Source organism: Prevotella sp. ICM33 (assembly GCF_000517825.1).
In the GTDB taxonomy this organism is placed as follows: Bacteria; Bacteroidota; Bacteroidia; order Bacteroidales; family Bacteroidaceae; genus Prevotella; species Prevotella melaninogenica.
The window spans coordinates 32,844-55,957 of the sequence record NZ_JACD01000051.1 but is presented as its reverse complement, the minus strand read 5'-3'; the positions used below and the strand labels follow the sequence as shown (position 1 = coordinate 55,957).

The 23,114-nt window shown below is 37.5% G+C and carries 22 protein-coding genes; 15 read left to right on the top strand and 7 right to left on the bottom strand.

What is annotated here, in order from left to right; genetic code table 11:
* Positions 1 to 79: 79 nt before the first annotated feature.
* Both HMPREF1505_RS13620 and HMPREF1505_RS05800 read left to right on the top strand, forming a co-directional pair.
* A complete protein-coding gene (locus HMPREF1505_RS13620) occupies positions 80 to 208 on the top strand; it encodes a hypothetical protein (RefSeq protein ID WP_255326823.1) in 129 nt (42 codons plus the stop codon).
* Positions 205 to 657, top strand: a complete 453-nt coding sequence (locus HMPREF1505_RS05800) for a hypothetical protein (RefSeq protein ID WP_036923689.1) — start codon at positions 205 to 207, stop codon at positions 655 to 657. The genes HMPREF1505_RS13620 and HMPREF1505_RS05800 overlap by 4 nt, the downstream gene beginning before the upstream one ends.
* Positions 658 to 674: 17 nt before the next feature.
* Here the strand turns inward: HMPREF1505_RS05800 and HMPREF1505_RS12845 are convergent, their stop codons facing one another.
* Complete coding sequence (locus tag HMPREF1505_RS12845) at positions 675 to 2,507, bottom strand: tyrosine-type recombinase/integrase (protein ID WP_081722934.1); 1,833 nt, start codon at positions 2,505 to 2,507, stop codon at positions 675 to 677.
* Positions 2,508 to 2,706: 199 nt separating this feature from the next.
* Between HMPREF1505_RS12845 and HMPREF1505_RS05790 the strand changes: the two genes are divergently transcribed.
* From HMPREF1505_RS05790 to HMPREF1505_RS05745, 10 genes are all read left to right on the top strand, one after another.
* Entirely contained in the window at positions 2,707 to 3,246 is a 540-nt protein-coding gene (locus HMPREF1505_RS05790; protein ID WP_036923688.1) for a DUF4199 domain-containing protein, read from the top strand.
* A gap of 51 nt (positions 3,247 to 3,297) precedes the next feature.
* The gene (locus HMPREF1505_RS05785; protein ID WP_036923687.1) at positions 3,298 to 4,251 is read left to right on the top strand and encodes a glycosyltransferase family 2 protein; all 954 of its coding nucleotides are present in this window, start codon (positions 3,298 to 3,300) and stop codon (positions 4,249 to 4,251) included.
* Positions 4,252 to 4,393: 142 nt separating this feature from the next.
* Positions 4,394 to 4,897, top strand: coding sequence for a DUF6452 family protein (locus HMPREF1505_RS05780; RefSeq protein ID WP_036923686.1), 504 nt, complete (start codon positions 4,394 to 4,396; stop codon positions 4,895 to 4,897).
* Positions 4,851 to 5,543 carry a DUF6048 family protein gene (locus HMPREF1505_RS05775; protein ID WP_036923685.1) on the top strand — a complete coding sequence of 231 codons (693 nt, stop codon included), beginning with the start codon at positions 4,851 to 4,853 and terminating at the stop codon, positions 5,541 to 5,543. Before HMPREF1505_RS05780 ends, HMPREF1505_RS05775 begins: the two co-directional genes overlap by 47 nt.
* Positions 5,544 to 5,693: 150 nt before the next feature.
* Entirely contained in the window at positions 5,694 to 6,710 is a 1,017-nt protein-coding gene (locus tag HMPREF1505_RS05770; protein ID WP_036923684.1) for an FAD:protein FMN transferase, read from the top strand.
* A 53-nt stretch (positions 6,711 to 6,763) separates the two neighbouring features.
* Positions 6,764 to 7,429, top strand: coding sequence for a Crp/Fnr family transcriptional regulator (locus HMPREF1505_RS05765; protein ID WP_036923708.1), 666 nt, complete (start codon positions 6,764 to 6,766; stop codon positions 7,427 to 7,429).
* Between the two features lie 490 nt (positions 7,430 to 7,919).
* Positions 7,920 to 10,007: a M3 family metallopeptidase gene (locus tag HMPREF1505_RS05760; RefSeq protein WP_036923683.1), complete on the top strand. Its 2,088-nt coding sequence runs from the start codon at positions 7,920 to 7,922 to the stop codon at positions 10,005 to 10,007.
* Positions 10,008 to 10,092: 85 nt separating this feature from the next.
* Positions 10,093 to 10,593 (top strand): dCMP deaminase family protein, encoded by a 501-nt coding sequence (locus HMPREF1505_RS05755; RefSeq protein WP_036923682.1) that lies wholly within the window; start codon positions 10,093 to 10,095, stop codon positions 10,591 to 10,593.
* 160 nt (positions 10,594 to 10,753) lie between these two features.
* Entirely contained in the window at positions 10,754 to 12,433 is a 1,680-nt protein-coding gene (locus HMPREF1505_RS05750) for a S41 family peptidase (RefSeq protein WP_036923681.1), read from the top strand.
* Entirely contained in the window at positions 12,430 to 12,972 is a 543-nt protein-coding gene (locus HMPREF1505_RS05745; protein ID WP_036923680.1) for a 5-formyltetrahydrofolate cyclo-ligase, read from the top strand. Before HMPREF1505_RS05750 ends, HMPREF1505_RS05745 begins: the two co-directional genes overlap by 4 nt.
* Positions 12,973 to 13,400: 428 nt before the next feature.
* Here HMPREF1505_RS05745 and HMPREF1505_RS05740 read toward each other — a convergent pair whose 3' ends face one another.
* The 3 genes from HMPREF1505_RS05740 to HMPREF1505_RS05730 all read right to left on the bottom strand — a co-directional run bounded on the left by HMPREF1505_RS05740 (position 13,401) and on the right by HMPREF1505_RS05730 (position 16,432).
* Positions 13,401 to 14,102, bottom strand: a complete 702-nt coding sequence (locus HMPREF1505_RS05740; protein WP_197017497.1) for a hypothetical protein — start codon at positions 14,100 to 14,102, stop codon at positions 13,401 to 13,403.
* A 14-nt stretch (positions 14,103 to 14,116) separates the two neighbouring features.
* A complete protein-coding gene (locus HMPREF1505_RS05735; protein ID WP_036923678.1) occupies positions 14,117 to 15,169 on the bottom strand; it encodes a hypothetical protein in 1,053 nt (350 codons plus the stop codon).
* A gap of 114 nt (positions 15,170 to 15,283) precedes the next feature.
* A complete protein-coding gene (locus HMPREF1505_RS05730) occupies positions 15,284 to 16,432 on the bottom strand; it encodes a replication initiation protein (protein ID WP_004360893.1) in 1,149 nt (382 codons plus the stop codon).
* Positions 16,433 to 16,905: 473 nt separating this feature from the next.
* On the opposite strand from HMPREF1505_RS05730, the gene HMPREF1505_RS05725 reads away from it, so the two are divergent.
* Both HMPREF1505_RS05725 and HMPREF1505_RS05720 read left to right on the top strand, forming a co-directional pair.
* Positions 16,906 to 17,862 (top strand): LuxR C-terminal-related transcriptional regulator, encoded by a 957-nt coding sequence (locus HMPREF1505_RS05725; RefSeq protein WP_013264377.1) that lies wholly within the window; start codon positions 16,906 to 16,908, stop codon positions 17,860 to 17,862.
* Between the two features lie 53 nt (positions 17,863 to 17,915).
* Complete coding sequence (locus tag HMPREF1505_RS05720) at positions 17,916 to 18,530, top strand: response regulator transcription factor (protein WP_036886645.1); 615 nt, start codon at positions 17,916 to 17,918, stop codon at positions 18,528 to 18,530.
* 27 nt (positions 18,531 to 18,557) lie between these two features.
* On the opposite strand, the gene HMPREF1505_RS05715 is transcribed toward HMPREF1505_RS05720, so the two are convergent.
* The 3 genes from HMPREF1505_RS05715 to kdsA form a co-directional block, all read right to left on the bottom strand.
* Positions 18,558 to 19,904: a phosphatidylserine/phosphatidylglycerophosphate/cardiolipin synthase family protein gene (locus tag HMPREF1505_RS05715; RefSeq protein ID WP_036923707.1), complete on the bottom strand. Its 1,347-nt coding sequence runs from the start codon at positions 19,902 to 19,904 to the stop codon at positions 18,558 to 18,560.
* An 87-nt stretch (positions 19,905 to 19,991) separates the two neighbouring features.
* Positions 19,992 to 20,963 carry an SIS domain-containing protein gene (locus HMPREF1505_RS05710; protein ID WP_013263848.1) on the bottom strand — a complete coding sequence of 324 codons (972 nt, stop codon included), beginning with the start codon at positions 20,961 to 20,963 and terminating at the stop codon, positions 19,992 to 19,994.
* Positions 20,960 to 21,718 (bottom strand): 3-deoxy-8-phosphooctulonate synthase, encoded by a 759-nt coding sequence (kdsA, locus tag HMPREF1505_RS05705; protein WP_036923677.1) that lies wholly within the window; start codon positions 21,716 to 21,718, stop codon positions 20,960 to 20,962. Before kdsA ends, HMPREF1505_RS05710 begins: the two co-directional genes overlap by 4 nt.
* A gap of 268 nt (positions 21,719 to 21,986) precedes the next feature.
* Here kdsA and HMPREF1505_RS05700 point away from each other — a divergent pair, with 268 nt between their 5' ends.
* Positions 21,987 to 22,523: an outer membrane beta-barrel protein gene (locus tag HMPREF1505_RS05700; RefSeq protein ID WP_036923676.1), complete on the top strand. Its 537-nt coding sequence runs from the start codon at positions 21,987 to 21,989 to the stop codon at positions 22,521 to 22,523.
* Positions 22,524 to 23,114: the final 591 nt, after the last annotated feature.

Here is a 23,114-nt window from a genome sequence, read left to right as displayed (position 1 = left end):
TGGAACTACTAATAATTGCTGGATGGTTTATTTCTTTGGTGATACTATGTATCTATTTAGCTATAGAGATATTAAGAAAATGATAGCAGATAAAATAATAACAGTAGAAAATAAATCATTACCTAATAGTACTGTTTATAAAACTGGAGATATAGATAAAGAAACATATTTATTACCTAAACAATACGCTAAAAAATACACATTATGAAAAAGACATTATTTATTTTAATCACATTGATAACATTAGTAAGCTGCAATAAGTCTAATAATCCATTAGAAACTTATGCTAAAGAAAATAATATAGAGATTGTAGATACAATAGTACAAAGAGATTATTGTGCAATAGATTCCATTAGATACTATGATACTTTGATACTCCAGAAAAGTAATGAGTTAGCAAAGAAAGTTAAAGCTAATCCTTATATTAGTAATGATAGTATTATTAAATATAGAGAGTATGGTATAACTCTTCCAAAAGAAGGTAAAGCTAATAGTACTGCTTATTATGGAGTAGTTAAAGGTACTACTAAAGTTGTGGGTATCTATGTAATGGATGATGGTAGAATAATTAGTTTTGATACAGAAAAAAATGAGTATATGAGATTACACTGTAGTCGGTTAAAATATATAGACTTTGTAGATAGCTTAATATATTAAAGAGTAAAGCCAGTTCCTTATTTGGAGCTGGCTTTTTTGCTATCTTCGAAATGTCTTTCTGCTTGGGCTTCATCTGAATAATATTCTTGTTCTTCATCCCTTAAGTCTTGTTCAAACATATACTCTAATAGGTTTATATCTGTTACTTTATCTATAATACCTAATTCTTTACTCTTATACTCATAAATATTATATAGTGTTGTATCTGCTGTATGTTTTGCAATATACCATATTATTTTATCTAATTCTTTGACTTTGTTTATAAATTCTTCTTGCTTTTCTTTAGGTGCTGTATTTATTAATTGAATATCCTTTTTAAGATTGCTAGTATCTTTTATTATGGATATGCACTTATCAGACAATGGTAATATATTTATACCGTTATCTTTCATTCTTTCCAATTCTTTTAATCTATCATAAGCAAATAAAGATTGTAAAGCGTCTTCTTTTGTCTTATCTTTTGTTTTATCTTGACCCTCAACTCTTTTTCTTGTATCTTTTAATATCTCTTTTTTTAACTTATCATCATTATGTGCATAAACAGATTTAACCATTGTATCATCTACGTGTCCTAACAACCAGCATACTTTATCAGCTCCATATCCTTTAGCTCTCATTATAGTTGCAAATGTATGTCTTGCACAATGTGATGATATTATTTTATGTATAGGATTGTTTAAAGGTCTATCTTGTGCATCCCTATAAGTCCATATACGATTTAAGTTTGCTTTTTCAGCTATAAGTTTTATTGCTTCATTATATTGTGGGTCATTATCTAAATTGTCTAGATTAATTCTATATTCTCCAGCTTTTAAACACGTTCTTCCTTTATAGTCGAATATGTAACTTTTTAATTTGTCTAATATCTTTTTTATTTCTTCTGTTTCATAGATGTATGCTGGTGTACTCTCTTTCTGTGTCTTTAACAGTATTAAGTTATCTTCATCTTTGGTATAATTACCCATTATTAACTGTTTAAGGTCTGAAACACGCTGCCCACAACTACACTGTAAAACAAATATATCCCTATATAAGATTTGTTTCTCGTTTAAGTCAGTTACTTCCCCAAATGCCTTTATTTCTTTATCATCTAATGGAAAATGTACTCCTTCCTCCTTATTTTTCTTATTGCGTTTTAAAGCAATATATTTTACTGGTTGTATAGCCAAATCCATAAAATCATTAGTGCAGCATAAGACTTCATTTATTAGTTTTGCAATAAATTGACACTTTTGGTTTATGCTTTCTTTTCCTCCACCCATTTTACCTACTTTAACTTTAGTAGCTTCATTCAGTAGATAATCTTGATAACTATTAAGTCCTCTTTGTGTCAATAGTTCTAAGTTATCATCTACTTTGCTATCTTTAATGTACTTTTTAAAAGCATTCATCTTATTTTCATATCCTCTTAAAGTAGCAGTACTTAATGATTTACTTTTACTTTTGTAAATCTCTAAAGCACGTTCTAATAAGTCCGTTGCTTTTTCTTTTGTTTCACTAGGTTTCTTCACATTCATATCTTTATAAATAAAGTTACATAGTTTATCGGTATCGTTTGGATTGCTACAAAGATACTCAATATATTCCTTATAATATCCTCTTAATTGGTTTATTTTCTCATTCAGAATATTATTGTTTCTATTGTCAAGTGTCGTTAATGTATTACTTACTTCTGCTATCTGCTTTTTCTTATTCCATTGACTAGGCAACACCTTTAAGCCAGTCGCAAAATAATGTTGCTTTCCTCCAACATATACCACACAATAAACATTAGTAGGCTTGTTGACTACCTTTGGTCTTCTTAAATTGAACTTACAGCTAATTTCACTGATAAATAACTGTTTCTGCATAATTGGTCATTACGTTTGGTTATTATTACTTGTCATTATAATCTGTCATTATTTGGCAGATTGGGGGTAATAATGACCTACCATAAGCCGTTTATATGCTGCTTGACCCTAATATATGGGGTTTGAACTTTTTAACAAAAAAACATAAATTTGGCAGTGTACTACATTATTTATAATAAATATTCCGTACTTTTGTATCATGATTTATGAAGATTTTAAACAGCTGACAGCTTATACTCGTTATGATGGTATTTATCTTGCTATCATTTGGGCAGCAAGTTTCGCATGCTTGTTGGGTATAACCATTCTGCCGGTTTTGGCACAATTTAGTTTTTTACTCTCTATTTCAACTCCTTTCTTTGTTGCTTATCGATTGAAGATTTTTCGTGAGGAGGGACGTAATGGAGTTATATCTTTTCGTCGTAGTCTTTTTTATTGTGTACGTGTTTTCTTTAATGCTGCAATTATCTTTAGCTTGCTGCAATGGCTTTATATGCACTATCTTGATAATGGAAAATTACTCATGATGGTTACTAATCTCTATTCCAGTAATGAGGGAAAAAGTACTCTTGCAGCTATAGGTGTTCCATATGACCAGTTTATTGCAGCGTTGCCAGAGGCTTTTCAACCCTACTCGTTAGCCTCAAGCACTTTTGTTACTGCCGTAATGTTAGGTGGCTTATGCTCTCTATTTATTGCAGCTATTATGTCTAAGAAAGGCAAGAGACAGATATCTTAAATTAAACTTAATAAACTCCTCATTTCTAATAGAAAACTCCTAATACAGAATATGGATATATCAGTAATTATTCCTCTTTACAATGAGGAAGAAAGTTTACCAGAATTACACGCGTGGATTCAGCGCGTGATGAACGCTAATGGCTTCACGTATGAAATAATATTTATCAATGACGGCTCTAAAGATAGGAGCTGGGATGTTATTGAGGATTTACATCATAAAGATGAGGAACATGTTCATGCTATAAAGTTCCGTCGTAACTATGGTAAGAGTCCTGCGCTCTACTGTGGCTTTAATGCTGCTCAAGGTGATGTTGTTATTACGATGGATGCTGATTTGCAGGATTCTCCTGACGAGATACCAGAGCTTTATCGTATGATAATGGAGGAGAAGTACGACCTTGTCAGTGGTTATAAGCAGAAACGTTATGACCCATTGACAAAGACTATACCAACAAAACTTTTTAATGCTACGGCTCGTAAGATTAGTGGTGTACATAATTTGCATGACTTTAATTGCGGCTTGAAAGCCTATCGTCGTGATGTAGTGAAGAATATTGAAGTATATGGCGAGATGCACCGTTATATCCCTTATCTTGCAAAAGAAGCAGGCTTCGTACGTATAGGTGAGAAGGTTGTACAGCATCAAGCACGTAAGTATGGTAAATCAAAGTTTGGAATTAATCGTTTCTTCAATGGTTATCTTGACCTATTGACACTCTGGTTTCTCACCAACTTTGGTAAGAAGCCAATGCATGTCTTTGGTTTGATGGGCTCGTTTATGTTCTTCATTGGCTTTATAGCATTCCTTTGGCTGATTGTAGAAAAGGTTATTATGCTTGTTAATGGTGTATATGGCGACCTACTTTCTGATCATGCTTCCTTCTTTATCGCTCTTGTTGCGATGGTATTGGGTACACAGCTTTTCCTTGCCGGCTTTATTGGCGACCTTATCAGTCGCAGTAATCCACGCAGAAATGACTATCAGATAGAGAAAGAAATGTAAGAGAAATCCCTCTTTCTGTATTTTTTGATAGATGATTACAGCAACAGTCTCTTTTTATATGCGATACTTAATGGAGAGCTGTGAGGATAAGTTTGAAAACTCTTATCAACTGATGTTACTTATTTATATAATTCAATAGGAAATGAACTATAGCAAGATTAAACATATAGTAACTAAAGCTTTCTTGATTACTCTTCTCTTTGGAGGAGTAATTTGGATGAGTTCTTGTTCTGACATTGATTGTCCTGTAACCAATGGTGTATGGGCTAATTATGTTGTACAGGGCGATACTTTGCACGATACACTTACTATCTCGGCAATACGTGAGAACAAAACAGATACGATTTTGTTGAATAAACAGGTTAACACGACAAAATTCAGTTTGCCTATGAGCTATAGTGGCAATAGTGACATGTTACGCTTTGTGTTCACAAGTAAGGCAGGTGTAACAACAGTTGATACAGTTACAGTGTCAAAGACAAATATTAGTCATTTTGAGAGTGTTGACTGTTCGCCAGCATTCTTTCATACCCTTACTGCCGTATCAGCAAAGGGCACACGTGTGAGTCAGGTTGAAATCAGTAATCCTAATGTTGATTATGATGGTACGAAAGAACATATACTTATCACTTTTACTAATCCTTAATGCATTATTTCTGTTGTACCCAACTACAGCTAATGCACAACGCCGGTCATCCTTGCCAAAGGTAAAGGAGGATAGCATTCCTTTCTTTAGGGGGGCAGCAGTGGGTGTAGATCTTGTTGGACCTGCTATGCGTTGGCTTGCATCATACGGTCAGTATGAAGCTTTGCTACGAGTAAATCTCAAGGATAGATATTTTCCTATAGTTGAAGTTGGTGTGGGACAGGCTGATAAAGCCGATGAAACAACAGGAACGAACTTTAAGACGAGTGCACCTTATGGACGAGTGGGCTGCGACTTTAATATGCTTAAGAATAAGCATGACGATTATCGCTTCATGGTGGGTGGTAGAGTAGGCTACACTTCGTTTAAGTATGATGTTCTTAGTCCAGGACTTGCTGACCCTATTTGGGGAACACAATCCTCTTATGGTGCTCTTGGTAATAAGGGAAGTCAACTTTGGGCAGAACTCGTTGGTAGTGTTGATGCAAAGATTTTAGGCCCTATTCGTATGGGTTGGAGTGTTCGTTATAAACTCCGTGTAGCTCATAAGATGGGAGAAATAGGCGAAGCTTGGTATGTTCCTGGTTATGGTCGTGGTGGGTCATCACAGCTTGGTGCTACCTTTAATGTACTTTTTGAACTATAATGAGATAGTTATTTAGAAGTCAGAGAGAACTTGTTGTTAGTTTCTCTAATAGTTTTTACTAATGGACGTACTGCCTGTGCGTCCTAACTGTAAAAGTTATTCCCTTCTAAGTCTAACTTTCTCTTAACTCTTAATAAATAAAAACATTATATGAATAAGAAAAAACTATATTGGCAAATTCCTTTTCTTCTTGTGTTGATAATTGGTTCAATAGCTATTGTTCGTTGTCAGCGTTCAATGCCATATCAGCATAACAAGGGATTTATCTTTGGTACAGTTTATAATATTACCTATCAAAGCAATGAAGATCTTCAGCCGCAGATAGAAGCAGAATTGAAGAAGGTAAATCAGACCTTCTCTACTTTTGAAGCTAATTCGTTGATTTCACAGATTAATCAAAACAAACCTGTGAAGGTGAATGAGATGTTTCGTGAGGTGTTTACACTCGCTGAGTCTATTTCTAAAGAAACTGATGGCGCTTTTGATATCACAGTTGCTCCAATGGTAAATATGTGGGGCTTTGGTTTTAAGACTGGTCAGCATCCCTCTAAGCAGGCTATAGATAGCTTGCATCAGGTTGTAGGGTATAATAAGGTGAAGCTTGTTGGTAACACAATTCAGAAGACAGATAAGCGTGTTATGCTTGATTGTTCTGCAATTGCTAAGGGCTATGGCTCTGATATTGTTGCTCGTTTCTTACGTCGTAATGGTATTAAAAACTTTATGGTAGAGATTGGTGGTGAGATTGTTACGATGGGTAATAGTGAACAGCGTCTGCCTTGGAAGATTGGTGTTACAAAGCCAACAGATGATAGCGTGAAGGTTAATCAAGAGATACAGACGGTATTGAATGTTACGGACAAGGCTATGGCAACGAGTGGTAACTACCGTAATTTCTATTATAAAGGTGGAAAGAAATATGCTCATACCATTGATCCAAAGACTGGATATCCTGTACAGCATTCACTCCTTTCTGCAACTGTCTTAGCTAAAAACTGTGCTACAGCTGATGCTTATGCCACTTCGTTTATGGTGATGGGTATCGAGAAAGCACGTAAATTACTCGAACATCATCCAGAGTTGATGGCTTACTTCATCTATTCTGATGCGAAAGGTAATTTGCAAGTATGGTATAGCCCTTCAATGAAAGGAAAAGTTGTTAAATAAAAATATAGCCGCTTTCTCGCTTGAGAAGGCGGCTATATATGTTTTTTATTACTATGCTTCAACTCTACGATAAACTTCTCGAACTGCCACTTTTCATCGGTATTAGTACGGATGAATTGTCAGATATCGTAGGGCAAACAAAGTTTGGCTTTCATAAACTTGTTGCAGACAAACCGCTTGTAAGCATGGATGATAAATGTACACAGCTATTCTTTCTAATGAATGGTACGCTTCGTGTGATAAGTCATGCTGATAACCATCGTTATCGTATAGAGGAAGAATTGTCGGCACCAGCAGTTATTCAGCCCGAACACTTCTTCGGACTTATGCAACGCTATACAAAGGATTTTATCGCGCAGACAGATTGTAGTCTGCTTTCGTTGGATAAGTCAGAGGTGTTACGTCTACTTGATAATTATCTTATTTTCCGCCTTAATCTTCTTAATAGTATTTCTATGCAAGCACAGCGAATGAGTCATATCCCATGGAGGCAACAGCCCAGTGACATTCGCCAGCAGTTTGTTAATTTTTTACGTCTTCGCTGTCTTACACAAGCAGGTCGTAAAGTGTTAAGGATAACGATGGAAGACCTTGCTCAAGAGTTACATCAAAGTCGTCTTAATATCTCTCGTATGCTCAATGCTTTACAACGTGATGGGCTGTTAACAATGAGTAGGGGAATTATTACTATTCCGCAGTTGGAAACCTTAAGAGGATAGATGTCTTCTCTTATATTCTTTTACTAATATTTAATTTGATATTAGTACTATTCAGTTACTTTTTCTATATTAATTAGTTATTAATGCCTTATTGTTTAAGTGTAACAATGAGTTTCTTTTACTCCCTTTTTTACACGTGTTGATGATTAGCACATATGGTGCTGGGGCTTAGCACATCTCGTGCTGATGGTAAACACCAATCGTGTTGGGCGTTAATCAGCTTATTATTTCTTAATGTTTTTTATCATCTTGTCGGCATCTTGTATTGTCTTTGTAATATGATGTAGCTCGCTATGCCTTCGTTACAAAGACAGACAAAAACAGAATCAGATTAGTTTCTAATGAGTCAATTTGGGTTTAAGTTGTAGAGACTTATTACTCTACATGTAATATAGAAACAAAATTGCGTTAAATTCCACCTCTTTATATAGTATATTTCCTTTTTTTGAGTTATCTTTGTAAATTAAATTAAGAGAAAGTAGAAAAAGAAATGATAGATAATATAACAGGGGAGAAAGAGCGTATAAATCCTTTCTTCCTACCTTATGATACACCGCATTACACGGTACCTTTCAACCGTATTACTCTTGCTGATTATGAAGAGGCAATGATGGAAGGTATTCGCCGTGAAGACGAGCAGATTGAGAAGATTATTAATAACCCCGATGAATCAACCTTTGAGAATACGATTATACCAGAGGATGAGGTTAAAGGACGTAAGCATTACTATAATCTTCTGAGTCGTGTGGAGAGTGTATTCTTTAATATGCTCAGTGCTGAAACAAATGATGAAATGGACGCTTTGGCACAGAAGATGAGTCCTATTCTCACTAAGCATGGTAATGATGTTAGTTTAAATCCTAAGATTTTCGAACGTGTCAAGTATGTCTATGAACATCATGGAGAGTTGACACCAGAGGAAAATTGTCTGTTGGAGAAAAGTTATGAGGGCTTCGTGCGTAGTGGTGCCTTGTTGGATGAAGCCGGAAAGGACCGTTTGCGCAAGCTTACTGAGGAAGCCTCAATGCTATCATTGCAGTTCTCACAGAATGTTTTGAAGGAGAATAAAGCATATACTCTGCACATTACTGATGAGCAACAGCTTGATGGACTTCCTAATACCGCACGTGAAGCGGCACACGAAGCTGCAAAAGAACATGGACTAAAAGGCTGGGTATTTACTTTGGATGCCCCGAGTTATGGCCCATTTATGATGTATAGTACTCAGCGTGAACTGCGTAAAGAGCTCTATATGGCTCGCAACACGCTCTGTATAAAAGACAACGACACAAACAACCTTGAACTTTGTAAGCGTCTGATAAATCTTCGTAGAGAGATGGCTCAACTTCTTGGTTATGATACCTTTGCTGATTATGTGATGAAACATCGCATGGCTACGAAAGTTGAGAATGTGTATAAACTTCTTAATGACCTTATTGAGGCTTATAAACCAAAGGCTATTGAGGAGCGTGAGGAAGTAGAAGCTTTAGCTAAGGAAGAAGAGGGGGCCGCCTTTAAGATGGAGCCTTGGGACTTAGCTTATTATAGTCAGTTACTGAAGAAGAAGAAATACGACCTTGATCCCGAGATGCTTCGCCCTTACTTGGAGTTAGGCAATGTAATCAAGGGAGTCTTTGGCTTGGCTACACGTCTTTATGGTATTACCTTCAAAGAGAACAAGGATATACCTGTTTATCATCCAGATGTAAAACCTTATGAGGTTTACGACAAGGACGGTAGTTATTTGGCTGTACTCTATGTTGACTTCCACCCACGTAAAGGAAAGCGTGATGGTGCATGGATGACAGAGTTCCAAGGTCAGTGGATTGAGCGTGATGGTACAAATGTACGCCCACATGCCTCTCTTGTTATGAACTTCTCTAAGCCTACAGAGGATAAGCCTGCATTGTTAAGATTAGGTGAGGTTGAGACCTTCTTGCATGAGTTTGGTCATTCGCTTCACGGTATATTTGCTAACACGCGTTTCGAGAGTCTATCAGGAACCAATGTTTGGTGGGACTTTGTAGAACTTCCTTCTCAGTTTATGGAGAACTTTGCTGTTGAGAAAGAATTCCTCCGTACCTTTGCTTTCCATTATCAGACAGGTGAACCAATGCCCGATGAGTTGATAGAAAAGGTAATAGCCAGCCGTAATTATGGAGCTGCAACAGCATGTTTGAGACAGGTAAGTTTCGGGCTCTTAGATATGGCTTATTACACACACAAAGAAGAGTTCACCGAGGATATCATCTCCTTTGAGAAGAAAGCATGGGCACCAGCAATTATTGATGAGCAACGTATGGATACATGTATGACTGTACAATTCTCTCATATTATGGCAGGAGGTTATGCTGCTGGCTATTATAGCTATAAGTGGGCAGAGGTCCTTGATGCTGATGCTTTCAGTGTATTTAAGAAAGAAGGAATCTTTAATCAAGCTACTGCACAGCGTTTCCGAGATAATATTCTCTCACGTGGTGGTACAGAACATCCTATGACTCTCTACAAACGTTTCCGTGGACAAGAGCCAACTATTGATGCGTTGAAAGAGAGAGATGGACTTACGAAAGGGCAGTAATAGTTTTGAAAATCGGATAATAGATAATGGATAATAGCTATTTTGCTGTTTGTTTCCATGTTTATTTATAAAATCTATCAATAGAATGAATAACGAACATATATCAAAATACTCATCAGCATCTTCTTCTGTAGAGGGAAGAGGTAAGGCTGCTGTTGACTATCGTTACCTTCGAATGGCACGTATTTGGGCTGAGAATTCTTATTGCAAACGACGTCAGGTAGGTGCCTTGGTTGTGAAGGATAAGATGATTATTAGCGATGGCTATAACGGTACACCGAGTGGTTTTGAAAATATATGTGAGGATGAATCTGGCGTAACAAAGCCATACGTCCTCCACGCTGAAGCCAATGCTATTACGAAACTTGCCCGAAGTGGTAATAATAGTGAAGGTTCAACGCTTTACGTAACAGCTTCTCCTTGTATTGAATGTGCAAAGCTCATTATTCAGGCAGGTATTCGACGAGTTGTTTATGCCGAGAAGTATCGTCTTACTGATGGTATAGATTTGCTGACAAGAGCTGGAGTTGAAGTAGAGTATAAAAGTCTTGAGGATGGCAGTAGTTCTTCTTCAGCGTCTTTATAAACAAGAATAAGAATTTGAGTAAACTGTTGGAGTATAATCAAATAGGTCTCATACCTAATATAGTTTATCCCCACTGTTAATAAAACAAAGTATAACAAGTATTTATCGAATCCCTCTTGGTGCTTTCATCTTATCTGGAAGAGTGGGGGGGTAGGCTTTTATGAATCAGAGTAAAAACAATCATTTCATGCCGTTACTGATGGCACTATGTGTTGTCGTCGGTATTCTTATTGGTACTTTCTATGCCAATCATTTTTCAGGTAATCGTCTAAATATCATTAATAGTGGTAGTAGTCGACTTAGTAATCTGTTGCATATCATCGATGATCAGTATGTTGATTCTGTTAATATCGATGAACTTGTTGATAAGGCTATTCCTGAGATTCTGTCAGAGCTTGACCCACATTCTGTCTATATCAGTGCAAAGGATGTGCAGCTGGCTACGGATGACTTGAAGGGCTCTTTCTCAGGTGTTGGAATTGAATTTACTATTCGTCAAGATACATTGCGTATACAGAATGTTATCAAGGATGGACCCGCAGATAAGGCTGGTTTGTTAGCAGGTGACAAGGTTGTTAGTATCAATGGTAAATCGTTTGTTGGTAAAGATGTTACAAACGAGGAAGCTATGCACCGTCTTAAGGGTCCAAAGGATTCGAAGGTAAAGATTGGTGTTAAGCGATATGGTGAAAAGGGAGTAAAGATGTTCACGGTAACACGTGGTGATATTGCTGTGAAGAGTGTCTCTGCTGCATATATGCTTAATGATACAACAGGCTATATTCGTATCAAGAGTTTTGGTGAAAGAACTTATGCGGAGATGTTAGCAGCTTTGCAAACTCTCAATATTCGGGGTGCAGATCACTTGGTTATTGACCTTCGTGATAATGGAGGTGGTATCTTGGAGTCTGCTGTACAGATGGCTAATGAGTTCCTTCCAAAGAATCGTCTGATAGTTTATACACAAGGTAGAAAGAGTCCTCGTGTTAATTATCGTAGTGATGGTAAGGGAAGCTATCAGCATATTCCAATGGTTGTACTTATCAATGAGGGTTCGGCTTCTGCTGCAGAGATCTTCGCTGGTGCTATGCAAGATAACGATCGTGCAACGATTGTTGGTCGTCGTTCCTTTGGTAAGGGATTGGTACAGCAGCAAATTCAGTTTAATGATGGCAGTTTGATTCGATTGACGATAGCACGTTATTATACTCCTTCAGGACGTTGTATCCAAAAGCCATTCAAGCCTGGTGATAATGCTGACTATGAGAATGATATTCTCACACGTTATCAGCATGGTGAGTTCTTCTCTCAGGATAGTATAAAACATGAGGGACCAGCTTATCATACAGTAAACGGACGTACCGTATATGGTGGCGGTGGTATTACGCCAGACATCTTTGTACCAGAGGATACATCAAAGGTAACTTCTTATTATAAGGAAGCTGTGATGAGTGGTCTTATCCTTCAGTATGCTTTCAATTATACTGATAGTAATAGAAAGAAACTCAGTAGCTTTGGAGAAATGAAACCTTTGGCAAACTACTTGGAGCATCAGAACCTTGTAGGTGACTTCGTTAACTTTGCAGAAAAGAACGGATTGCGCAGACGTAATCTCATGATTATGCGTTCACACTCACTTCTGCAGGATTATCTTAACAGCCGTATCATTTATAATATACTTGATGAACAGGCTTGGATAGAGTATGTGAACCGTGACGATGCAACTGTAAAAGAGGCTATCAGAGTGTTCCATATGCCTTCTCTACTTTTGCTTAAACCAAAGCAGAAGGCTCTGAAGCATTCTGATTCTCTACGTAAAACAATCCCTCTACGTCGATGATACAGTCTGATAAAAAGTCCTTACGGAAAGAAGTGAGGGCACGTAAGAAGCAGTTTTCTACAGAAGAATTGATAAATGGGTCACGTCCACTTATCCAACGAGTACTCAATCACCCACGTCTTCAAAGTGCTAAGACAGTTCTTCTGTATAATTCGTTGCCTGATGAGGTCTATACCCATGACCTCATCAAGCAACTTCATAATGAAGGAAGGACTGTTCTTCTTCCTGTTGTCATCAGCGATACCGAAATGGAACTTCGACTCTATCGTAATCCAAATTCCTTTGAAACGAGTAGTTATGGAATACTTGAGCCTATAGGTGAAGCTTTTACGGATTTCTCTTCTATAGAATTTGCGCTCATTCCAGGTATGGCTTTTGATAAGGAACGGAATCGTCTTGGACGTGGAAAAGGTTATTATGACCGTTTTCTTCCTTTGCTCACAAATGCATATAAGGTTGGTATCTGTTTTCCTTTTCAGTTCCTTCCACACATACCAACTGAAGAGACGGATATAAAGGTAGATGAATGTATCTACTAAGAGTATGAGAATCTGTGGAAAAATCACTTTACTATAAGTCAAAAAGATAGTGTATTGTATCTTTAGAATTTATAGATAATGTCAAAAAATATTCTTGCAATAAAAGTAGTTAGTGCTTAATTGGATTCCAATTAAGCACTAATTGTATTGTAAAAGGTGCCCTTTTGAGGTCTAACTAACGCCCTTTTGAAAGCCAACTAAGCACCTTTTCTTATGCTGCATTGTAAGATATTGAATTACAGTTGGTTACAGGTGTGTTAAAGAAAGCCGTTTTATATCGTCTTCTAACAGGCTTTGTAGAACAAAATGTAAAAGAAATTCTAACCTTAAAAGCCGTAAAAGTGAGGTTGTATAGCTGCTTTATGGTGACAGATGATATAGTGTTTCAGTGCTACCTCTCTAAAGTCTTTGTTTCGAAAATATTTGTATTAAACCAAGTCTTCGTATGCTTGGTTCATTTCATTCATGAGGTGTTCAAAGTTATCAGAGTTTAATGATACCTTTCTGAACATCATTTCCAAATTCTCCTCTTCAAACTTTACAGGCTCTTCATGCAGAAGTGTCATCATTCCAGCAATCATCAAACGGTATACAGTTGCCTGGTGCAATCCATTAATCTCTGTCTTTGCTTGTGTTACTCCAGCTGCATAGGCTTGCATTTGTACACGAACGATAGAGCGGATAGCCAGTGAAACAGGAACGTTGTTTTCATGTCCTAAAGTAGGGCAATCAGCAAAATAGTCTTCAGCAGACTGTAAATGTCCGTCAAGCAGAGCAAACATCTGTTTTTGATATTCGGCTGTTACAAGGTCATATAACTCCTTACTCCCACAGGCATAACGCAATAAAATCTTTGCAGAAGTTGTCTCAGAGAAATGACGTCGCTTCATATCTTCTGCCACAGTATCAAGGTCTGAGTAGTTCAGACGGATAAGGACAGGAAAGAGTACAGATACAAAATGACCTGAAAGGTTATCAAAATTGTTAACCAATAATTGCTTGTATTCCTTTGGTTCTAACCTTTTCTTCCCTGGATACAAGGCATCAGCCAGTCCCGAGAAGAATGCATGAAAGTAGCCCCTGACCATTACAGAGGCTACTCTTGAGCGGTTTATTTCCGTTATTCTCATATATTATTTTTCTACTATCTATGTCCACCAAATCGACTATTATTCGTTGGTGCATCTGAACGGGTTGAACCCGATAGTGACTGATTCGAATTCATTGGAGCGCTTGGTACTGATGAGCGAGAAGCATTACCAAATGAAGACTGATTAGAATTCATTGGAACACTTGGTGCTGATGAGCGAGAAGCACCGCCAAATGAAGACTGATTAGAGTTCATTGGAGCACTTGGTGCTGATGAACGAGAAGCACTTCCAAATGAAGACCTACTACCTGATGGCTGTGGAGGAGTAGAATACTGCTGCTGTTGAGGTTGATAAGTCTGTCTTTCAGACTGTGGTCTTGCTCCTCCAAATTGCTGGTTATAAGACCTACTTGGTGCAGTATTCATATTCTCTCTCCTTGCATTACCAAAGCTGCTATAGCCATTATTCTGCTGAGGAGCATTCCATGAACCACCATTTTGATAAACCTCTTGACTCGTTCTTGTACGGTTGGTTACCGTAGGTGGATTACGTCGAGCGCCAAAGCGTCCTGCATAATAGCTGTCATTGTATCTGTTTCTTCCGCCACGATAGGTGTAGTATTCTGCTGGGCGTGAACGGTAATAATAATTGCGGTCGCGGTAACGATTGTAAACGCGATAAGCATAATCATTATTGTACCAATAAACTGGACGGTAGAAGTAATCTTCACCTATGTAATAGTTATATTGGCGAGCATTCAATACATAGAACAAATCGCTGTTACGGCGTGCCCAATAATCTCCATAAAGTGAGCGTTCACCCTGCATATTAAGGAGATAGTCAAGATTTATCTCATACACAGCTTGATACTGTGCGTCGCTCAATCCAAGTTCATAAGCCATCTTGTCTGATAAGAAGAGTGCCTGTCGTCGCGCCTCTTCATATCCAATTCTGCCGTATGTACTGCTGTATCCAACATTATATCCATCGTCATATACAGAAACAGGACTACCATATCCACCCCCTGCAGAGAGGTATGCACCACATGAAGAAAGTGAAAGGCTTAAACAACCTAAAGCGAATGTATATAAAATATTCTTTTTCATATCTGTAACCTTTAAAAATGACTACTTATGTTATATCTCTATTGCAAAAGTAGTCGTTTGGTTTCAAATATCCAATAGGTAAATTCCTATTCCGTAAGGGAAAGTTCCTATATGTTATTCCACTTCCTCTACTATGGTGTTGGGAACTTCCTTCGACTTCAACATTTCGTCAAGACTCTTGAAAGTATAGGCAGCTTTATCCTTAACGAATGTCTTAGCAAAACGATCGCGTAGGCTCATTAGCTTCTGTACAGCCTCCTGGTAGGTTTCGGCTGTAATACGATCAGCCATTGCTTGTGCATTTACTGGTGTGAAGTCAAAGTATTGTACAAGGTATTGCTGGAACTGTCGACGCTGGTTCTGTGTCATTTCCTGCAATTGTACATTCATCTTATCCTTAGTGCGGTGTATGATGAAGATAAGCTCATCTGGCTCACCACCACGCTGGCCATGGTCATACTTCTTCTCATACTCAAAGTGACAATCACAGAAACCTTTCTCTGCAAGCTCCTTTAATTCCTGCATGGCAGGGTCAAGAACACGACGACAGAAGTCTGAGAACTTCTTATAGTTGTTCTCCAAACGAAGCATCTTGCGGAACTCCAAAGTCTTAATAACAGTACGACCTTTGTCCACCCATGACTCTATAAACATATAGATACGCTGGGTGTAGCGGTTTTTACATGCAAAGACAATCTGTTTGCCTAAGCGATGATAACCGAAGTCTAACGATACAAGACGCTCTGCAACACTATGATCAAGCTTCAATATAGCATATTTGTTATAAGAGCGATCCTCTGGAATATATACGTCACAAAGGTTGGTTGCCTTGGTGTACTTTCTTCCTTCAGCTGTCTTATAGGGTATTTCTACAGGAATAGAAGCAAGCATCTTCAGTGAATTTCTCAATTGAGGATAGTGATTTGGGTCGACACCTAATTCTTTGAATGGCAGTTTTATAGGCATACGTCCGTCCTCATCCAACTCGTCAGTGTGGAATAAGTCGAGCTGAAATCCTCGTTTGTTATTTAAAATACCATGTAAGATTGATTGCAGACTCTCAACAATAGACACCAGAATCCTCACCTGGATGAGCGAATAGTCATGACGCATCATCGTCACGGCGATAGGCTGAAGAAGCCATGTTTCTTCTTCTATAGGGATAAGGTCATTCGAGATAGTACGACTTTTCAACGGTGCTTTCTGTGCTTTTGCTCCACGTTTACGAGTAACCTTTCTAATGGCTGTTTTATCTGTTGTCATATCAGTTGTCTTAGCTTATCATGTATTTTATAACACTTTAGAAGTTACAAAGATACCGCTTTTATTTGGAACAAACCACTAAATAAACAAAAATAGTTCTCCCTTTGTAGCTTATAGCATATTATTCGAAAGAATTTTTGTACTAAGTCGTTCTTTTATTTACAAGATATGGTAAGGTGTTTAGTACTCAACACCATTGGTGTTAACCAACAACACCATTGGTGCTAAGCTATCGCACGATATGTGCGGGGCATAAACACATTCGTAAAAAGGTGAGAATTACCTGCCACTATCAAGATAAACACATCGTAAGATTATAGGTTTAGTAGAATATTAGATGATTAAGTAGCTCTTTTATAGTGTATTTTTTAGGATGATAATTAATGATAAAAAAATAAATACTTGACAATAACTATTGCATTATTGACTTTTTTTTTGTTATTTTGCATACGATATCATTACAACGTGACAAGATGAAGAATCAGAAAATGTACGAGCCCGATGATAAGATGATTTATCTTATCAGAGATAATTACGACCTGTTACAGAGCTTAGGGAGCTTTGGTATCAGCTTGGGCTTTGGTGATAAAACCGTGAGAGAGGTTTGTGATGAACAGAATGTAGACACTTATACATTCCTGGCTGTAGTTAATTTTACTATAAACGGATATAAGGCTTTTGATGATGTAGACAGATTGTCTATTCCAACCCTTATGCAATACTTACGAGCAAGTCATACTTATTACCTTGAATATAAGTTACCTTTCATACGTAAAGAATTGTGTGCTTCTTTGGATGAAACGGATAATCTTGCCCGTCTTATTCTCCGCCTCTATGATGAGTATGCTCATTCTATCCATAATCACATGCAATATGAGGAGAAGAATGTGTTTCCATATGTTGATAGCCTGCTGAAGGGTGAGGCAAATGATACATACGATGTTGAGACTTATTCTAAGCATCATAGCCAAACAGACGTGAAGTTACGTGAATTGAAGAGTATTATTATCAAGTATTTGCCTTCCGATGCGCATCATAACAACCGTCTTACTGCTACATTATATGATATATATAACTGTGAAGCATGGCTTGAACAGCATGCTTTGGTAGAAGAAGAAATCTTTATTCCAGTAATCAGACGCTTAGAACAAAAGAGTAAGCAAAATGATGTAAGTGTAAAGATTTCGAACATGATTACGCAGAATCCTGTGTCAAACGAGGTTCTTAGTGATCGTGAAAAGGATGTAATTGTGGCAGTTGCACAAGGAATGACAAACAAGGAAATAGCTGACCATCTGTGTATTTCAACTAACACGGTGATTACGCATCGACGTAATATCGCTCGTAAGTTGCAAATACATTCACCAGCAGGATTAACAATCTATGCAATTGTTAATAATCTTGTGGATATCAGTAGCGTGAAACTTTAATAGAAATCTGTTAATAGGGTGGGTAGTCACCCTATTACTCTATAAACAAAACGATGGAGCATCCAGTTAATATGAATATGGGACGTCCCAAGATAGCGATAGTTGACGCTAACACACTTGTTGTGTTAGGATTGAAGCAGCTATTACAGAATGTTATGCCTATCATGACTGTTGATTCTTTTTCAAGCTTCCAGGAGTTCGAAAAGGCACAGCCAAATTCGTATTATCATTATTTTGTGTCACAAGTAATTGTCTTAGAAAATAGACAATTCTTCTCTCAATGTATCCACAAGACCATTGTTCTGACTATTACTAAGGACCCAAATGCACAGCTTTCTGGTTTCCATAGTTTTTGTATTAATGTTCCAGAGGATGAACTTGTCAAGGCTATTCTGAAGATAGTACAGTATGGTCACTCTGGTGGTAAGAACTTACCGGAACTCCCTCAAGTATTAAAGAATAAGATCTTAAGCAATCGTGAGATAGAGGTTTTGTCTTTGATAGTTCAAGGATTGATTAACAAAGAGATTGCTGAGAAGTTGAATATCAGTCTTACAACAGTTATTACTCACCGCAAGAATATTATGGACAAGCTTGGAATGAAGAGTGTGTCAGCCTTAACCATCTATGCAGTGATGCATGGTTATATTGATATCAATAAGATTTGATATGGCTAATTTGCTATTTTCTATCCGTTATAGGAATGGAGATAGCAGATGAGCAAACCAGCCACGGAAACGTTGCCATGGTGTACGCCACTGTTTCCACTTTGCTTCTGTAAGCTTAAAACTATCTTTCTTTTGGGCTTCAAAGAGTTCATCCAACTCATTTGTTGTACAAGCATCAACTATTACTGCATTCTCTTCACGATCCCATCGTAGGCTTCTTGCATTAAGATTGGCTGACCCAACAGTACAGAATTGTCCGTCTACAGTAATAATTTTTGTGTGATGAAAACCTTTTTCATACATCCAGATTGTACAACCTTTCTTCATTAATTGATGTGCATTATAGAATCCACAATCGGGAGTAAGAGGAATATCACTCTTTACACTCAGTAGGATTTCTACTTTTACACCTCGTTTTACGGCATTTCTTAATGCTTTTTTCAAGGCTCTGCTCAGTGTAAAATATGGGTTGATAAGTTTTATACTGTCCTTTGCATCATTGATAGCATTCACATAGAAATAACGGATAATATCCTTTGAAATGTGTGGTTCACGGTTAATAATACCCACCATTTTACTTCCTGCACTTCCACAAGTGTCAGGTTTCAAGCCTTTTATGTAATCAGCGTTAGAGATTCCACGATAATATTTAGCACCATGTATTCTCTGTCCAGATACTAAAAACCACATATTAAGAAAGATGTTCTGCAATGTATTTACCTCGTCTCCCTCGATTCTACAATGCATATCATGCCATGAGCCAACAACTTCAGTACCATTAATATAATAGTCAGCTACATTCATTCCACCCGTATATGCAACCTTTCCATCTATAACAACAATCTTACGGTGGTCACGATTGAATATATCATGTAGCCAAGGGAACTCCATTGGCTTAAACTCATATATCTCAATGCCCTTTTCACGAATCGCTTTTAGGTGGCGTTTCCTCATGGGACGGTTGTTACTTGCATTGCCAAAGCCATCAAAAACAGCTCTAACTTCAACTCCTTCTTTCGCTTTTGCCGCTAAATGTTGTATGAGTTCGTCATTGATAGAATCATTTCGAAAGTTGAAGTATTCCAAGTGAATACTCGAACGTGCTTGATCAATAGCCTTGAATAAATCATTAAACTTATCTTTACCTGTCGTAAGTAAAGTTACTGAGTTGTTATGAGAGAAGTGTACATTCTTCTTGCGCAGTTGATTCACAATCATAGAATCGGCTCTATTCGCAAGTATCTCATGCCCTTCAGTCACAGTGTTTTCTGTCTCTGTTTGTGCTAAAAGGTATGTTGGGAATAGTATGTAACATAATACCATCACCCATGTAATAGCTTTTTTTGTATTAAAGTTCACTTTTCTTTCTCTCATTTTCGTCAATGGCAAACAATAACCTATGGCAAACAAAGGTTATGTTGCCCAATATAAATATCGTAGATAAGATAATAAAAACTATCTTTACAGCATACAACTATAATGGTCAACAACACCTAAGAAGTGTCTTTCCTCATCGCATACTAACACTGTGTGTACCTTATTCTGCTGCATAATCTGTTGAATCTCTGTAATCTTCGTAGTTGGTAAGACTATCTTTGGTTCTCTTGTCATTATATCACTGACCGTATGATCAAAGAACTCAGCCTGCCAACGTTCCATAGCTCTACGGATATCTCCATCCGTTATCAAGCCTATCACCTTCCCATTGTCAAGCGATACACCCAAGCCAAGCTTACCCTTACTTACATGTATGATGGCTTCCCCTAAGTGCATATCCTTTGGAATAATAGGAAGTTCATCAGAACGCATTACGTCTTGTGCTGTAGTCAATAAGCGTTTTCCCAACTCTCCACCAGGGTGGAACTGTGCAAAGTCCTGTGGCTTAAAGTTGCGTACACGCATAAGCGCAATCGCTAAGGCATCACCCATGACAAGAGCTGCCGTTGTTGAACTGGTTGGAGCAAGGTTAAGAGGGCACGCTTCTTTCTCGACCCACACTTTCAAATGGGCTGTAGAATACTTTGCCAATAATGAATTCGGATTGGCACTCATTCCAATAATAGGAATATTCATGTGAAGTACCATTGGAATGAAGCGGAGTAGCTCGTCTGTCTGTCCAGAATTAGATAATGCTAATACAACATCATCCTTTGTCATCACACCCAAATCGCCATGATAAACGTCCAGAGGGTTAACAAAGAATGCAGGTGTACCCGTAGAAGAAAGGGTTGCAGCAATCTTAGCACCTATATTTCCGCTTTTGCCAACACCCGTGACAATAACCTTACCAGTACAATGGAACATTAGGCTAACAGCCTTATCAAAGTTCTCATCTAACTGGTTTATCAGATTAAGTGTAGCTTCAGCTTCTTCTTTGATACACTGTGTTGCATATGCTCTGACCTGTGTCAATCTTTGTTCTGCTTCGTTCATACCAGTTTTTCTATTAATTCATCTAACTTCTCAAGTTCCAACATATTAGCTGCATCTGATAGTCCTGCGTCTGGAGTAGGGTGAACTTCAAAGAAGTAGCCTGTAGCACCAAAGGCTTTAGCCGCTAATGCCATCGAAGGTACAAACTTACGATCGCCAACCGTCTTACCATCTCCTGCACTTGGACGCTGTACACTATGCGTACAATCCATAATAACATTCGAAACGATTTCTTTCATATCAGGGATATTACGGAAGTCAACAACGAGGTTATTATATCCAAAACTATTTCCACGTTCAGTCAACCACACATCCTTAGCCCCACTTTCGTGACACTTTTGTACAGGATAACGCATATCTCTACCACTAAGAAACTGTGCTTTCTTGATGTTTACAATCTTACCAGTCTTTGCTGCAGCCACTAATAAGTCAGTCTGACGACAAAGGAAAGCAGGAATCTGAATAACGTCAATAACTTCTCCAACAGTCTCAGCTTGATAGCTTTCATGAATATCGGTTAGCAATCGTAATCCGTACTTCTCCTTGATTGTTTGAAGCATCATAAGTCCTTTGTCAAGTCCTGGACCACGGAAAGAGTGTATGCTTGTACGATTAGCCTTATCAAAGCTTGCTTTAAAAATGATATCTATATCGTATTTCTTATTAAGCCTAACCAACTCTTCTGCAACCGTGTTGAGTAGTTCTTGGCTTTCAATAACGCAGGGACCTGCAATGAAAGTAGGTTTATTCATCATAATTCAATAGTATATAATGCTCCTGTTTCTACAAAAATATTGATATATTCTCTCAAGAGTTACTGCAAAGTTATATATAATAAGGTGAACAGACAAATGATTAACGTTCATTTAGATGTTTAAAGTAAAACTTATGCATAAAATTTGGTTGTTTAATAGAAAACCTTTTACTTTGCACCCAGAAAATAACGCTTATTACCTCTTTATGAGTGGTATGTAGCATAAGGTAAATAGATTTAATTCAGTATTAATTTAAAAGTTTTCTATTATGAAAAAGATTTTATTGTCATTTGCTGTAGTATGTGTATCACTTGCAGCAAGCGCACAGGGTTATGTTGGTGGTAGCGTAGGTATTGCTTCATCAAAGATTGGTAATTCAGAGAACGTAACAACTTATCAGGTTCTCCCTGAGGTTGGTATTAATCTCGACGAAAACTTGGCAATCGGTACAGTAGTTGGTTGGGGTAAAGGTAACCCTGTTAACATCGAGAGCGAGAACTCAGTTAACAACTACTTTAAGTTGGAGCCATACGTTCGTTACACTTTCGCACGTAGCAAGTATGTAAATGGTTTCATTGATGGTGGTTTTGCTTACCAGCACTATAGAGGTGGTACAAACGCATGGTCTGTAGGTTTGAAGCCAGGTGTTGCTGTAAACGTTAGCCCAAAGGTAAGCCTCGTAGCTCACGTAGGTTTCGCTGGTTGGAAGTCTGTTAAGCAGAAGGGTTCAAGCGTAGATGCTCACACTTGGGGTGCAAGCCTTGATGGCAACAACATTACTTTCGGAGTTTACTACAACTTCTAATAAGTTGAATTGAACAAAGATTAAGTTATATAGAGGGATGCATATTGCATCCCTCTTTTTTTATATTATAATACTAACCATTGGTCTTATATTTGTCAATATTTCTTCTCTTCATCAAGTCTAATCAATGCTTAACTGTATCTCTATTAAGCCTTACTTGGTTTTAAAAGATGCCCTTTTGATCTCTTATTAACGCCTTTTTAAATGCTAAACAAGCATCTTTTACTTCTGTAATATGTAATCAATTGATTTTATGATAGTTATAAGTATCTTTGAAAAGCGTATTCTTGAGTTTTTTTTAATTAAGATTTATGTTGTTATTCTGTAATAATTTTTTTAGCATAATAGCTGTTGATATATGTAGAAAAAACAAGTAATAAGTTTCTTATTACATACTGGTACTCATCGTTCCAAACGTTGAGTTGCATTCTCTCCAATAATATATAGCTTGGAGTTTGCCCTTCGCACCATTGGTGTTAAGCCTTCGCACCACACGTGCTAAGCCTCAACACAATCGTAGGAGAGGGTAAAAAGGCTTATAATCGTCATCATATATATGACGAAAAGCCTTTTCTGACTAATAAAATGGAG

Bases quoted from the DNA above. Each gene is read 5' to 3' on its own strand.
- HMPREF1505_RS13620 (WP_255326823.1), top strand. From the start codon at position 80: ATGATAGCAGATAAAATAATAACAGTAGAAAATAAATCATTACCTAAT.
- HMPREF1505_RS05800 (WP_036923689.1), top strand. From the start codon at position 205: ATGAAAAAGACATTATTTATTTTAATCACATTGATAACATTAGTAAGC.
- HMPREF1505_RS12845 (WP_081722934.1), bottom strand. From the start codon at position 2,507: ATGCAGAAACAGTTATTTATCAGTGAAATTAGCTGTAAGTTCAATTTA.
- HMPREF1505_RS05790 (WP_036923688.1), top strand. From the start codon at position 2,707: ATGATTTATGAAGATTTTAAACAGCTGACAGCTTATACTCGTTATGAT.
- HMPREF1505_RS05785 (WP_036923687.1), top strand. From the start codon at position 3,298: ATGGATATATCAGTAATTATTCCTCTTTACAATGAGGAAGAAAGTTTA.
- HMPREF1505_RS05780 (WP_036923686.1), top strand. From the start codon at position 4,394: ATGAACTATAGCAAGATTAAACATATAGTAACTAAAGCTTTCTTGATT.
- HMPREF1505_RS05775 (WP_036923685.1), top strand. From the start codon at position 4,851: ATGATGGTACGAAAGAACATATACTTATCACTTTTACTAATCCTTAAT.
- HMPREF1505_RS05770 (WP_036923684.1), top strand. From the start codon at position 5,694: ATGAATAAGAAAAAACTATATTGGCAAATTCCTTTTCTTCTTGTGTTG.
- HMPREF1505_RS05765 (WP_036923708.1), top strand. From the start codon at position 6,764: ATGCTTCAACTCTACGATAAACTTCTCGAACTGCCACTTTTCATCGGT.
- HMPREF1505_RS05760 (WP_036923683.1), top strand. From the start codon at position 7,920: ATGATAGATAATATAACAGGGGAGAAAGAGCGTATAAATCCTTTCTTC.
- HMPREF1505_RS05755 (WP_036923682.1), top strand. From the start codon at position 10,093: ATGAATAACGAACATATATCAAAATACTCATCAGCATCTTCTTCTGTA.
- HMPREF1505_RS05750 (WP_036923681.1), top strand. From the start codon at position 10,754: ATGAATCAGAGTAAAAACAATCATTTCATGCCGTTACTGATGGCACTA.
- HMPREF1505_RS05745 (WP_036923680.1), top strand. From the start codon at position 12,430: ATGATACAGTCTGATAAAAAGTCCTTACGGAAAGAAGTGAGGGCACGT.
- HMPREF1505_RS05740 (WP_197017497.1), bottom strand. From the start codon at position 14,102: ATGAGAATAACGGAAATAAACCGCTCAAGAGTAGCCTCTGTAATGGTC.
- HMPREF1505_RS05735 (WP_036923678.1), bottom strand. From the start codon at position 15,169: ATGAAAAAGAATATTTTATATACATTCGCTTTAGGTTGTTTAAGCCTT.
- HMPREF1505_RS05730 (WP_004360893.1), bottom strand. From the start codon at position 16,432: ATGACAACAGATAAAACAGCCATTAGAAAGGTTACTCGTAAACGTGGA.
- HMPREF1505_RS05725 (WP_013264377.1), top strand. From the start codon at position 16,906: ATGAAGAATCAGAAAATGTACGAGCCCGATGATAAGATGATTTATCTT.
- HMPREF1505_RS05720 (WP_036886645.1), top strand. From the start codon at position 17,916: ATGGAGCATCCAGTTAATATGAATATGGGACGTCCCAAGATAGCGATA.
- HMPREF1505_RS05715 (WP_036923707.1), bottom strand. From the start codon at position 19,904: ATGAGAGAAAGAAAAGTGAACTTTAATACAAAAAAAGCTATTACATGG.
- HMPREF1505_RS05710 (WP_013263848.1), bottom strand. From the start codon at position 20,963: ATGAACGAAGCAGAACAAAGATTGACACAGGTCAGAGCATATGCAACA.
- kdsA (WP_036923677.1), bottom strand. From the start codon at position 21,718: ATGATGAATAAACCTACTTTCATTGCAGGTCCCTGCGTTATTGAAAGC.
- HMPREF1505_RS05700 (WP_036923676.1), top strand. From the start codon at position 21,987: ATGAAAAAGATTTTATTGTCATTTGCTGTAGTATGTGTATCACTTGCA.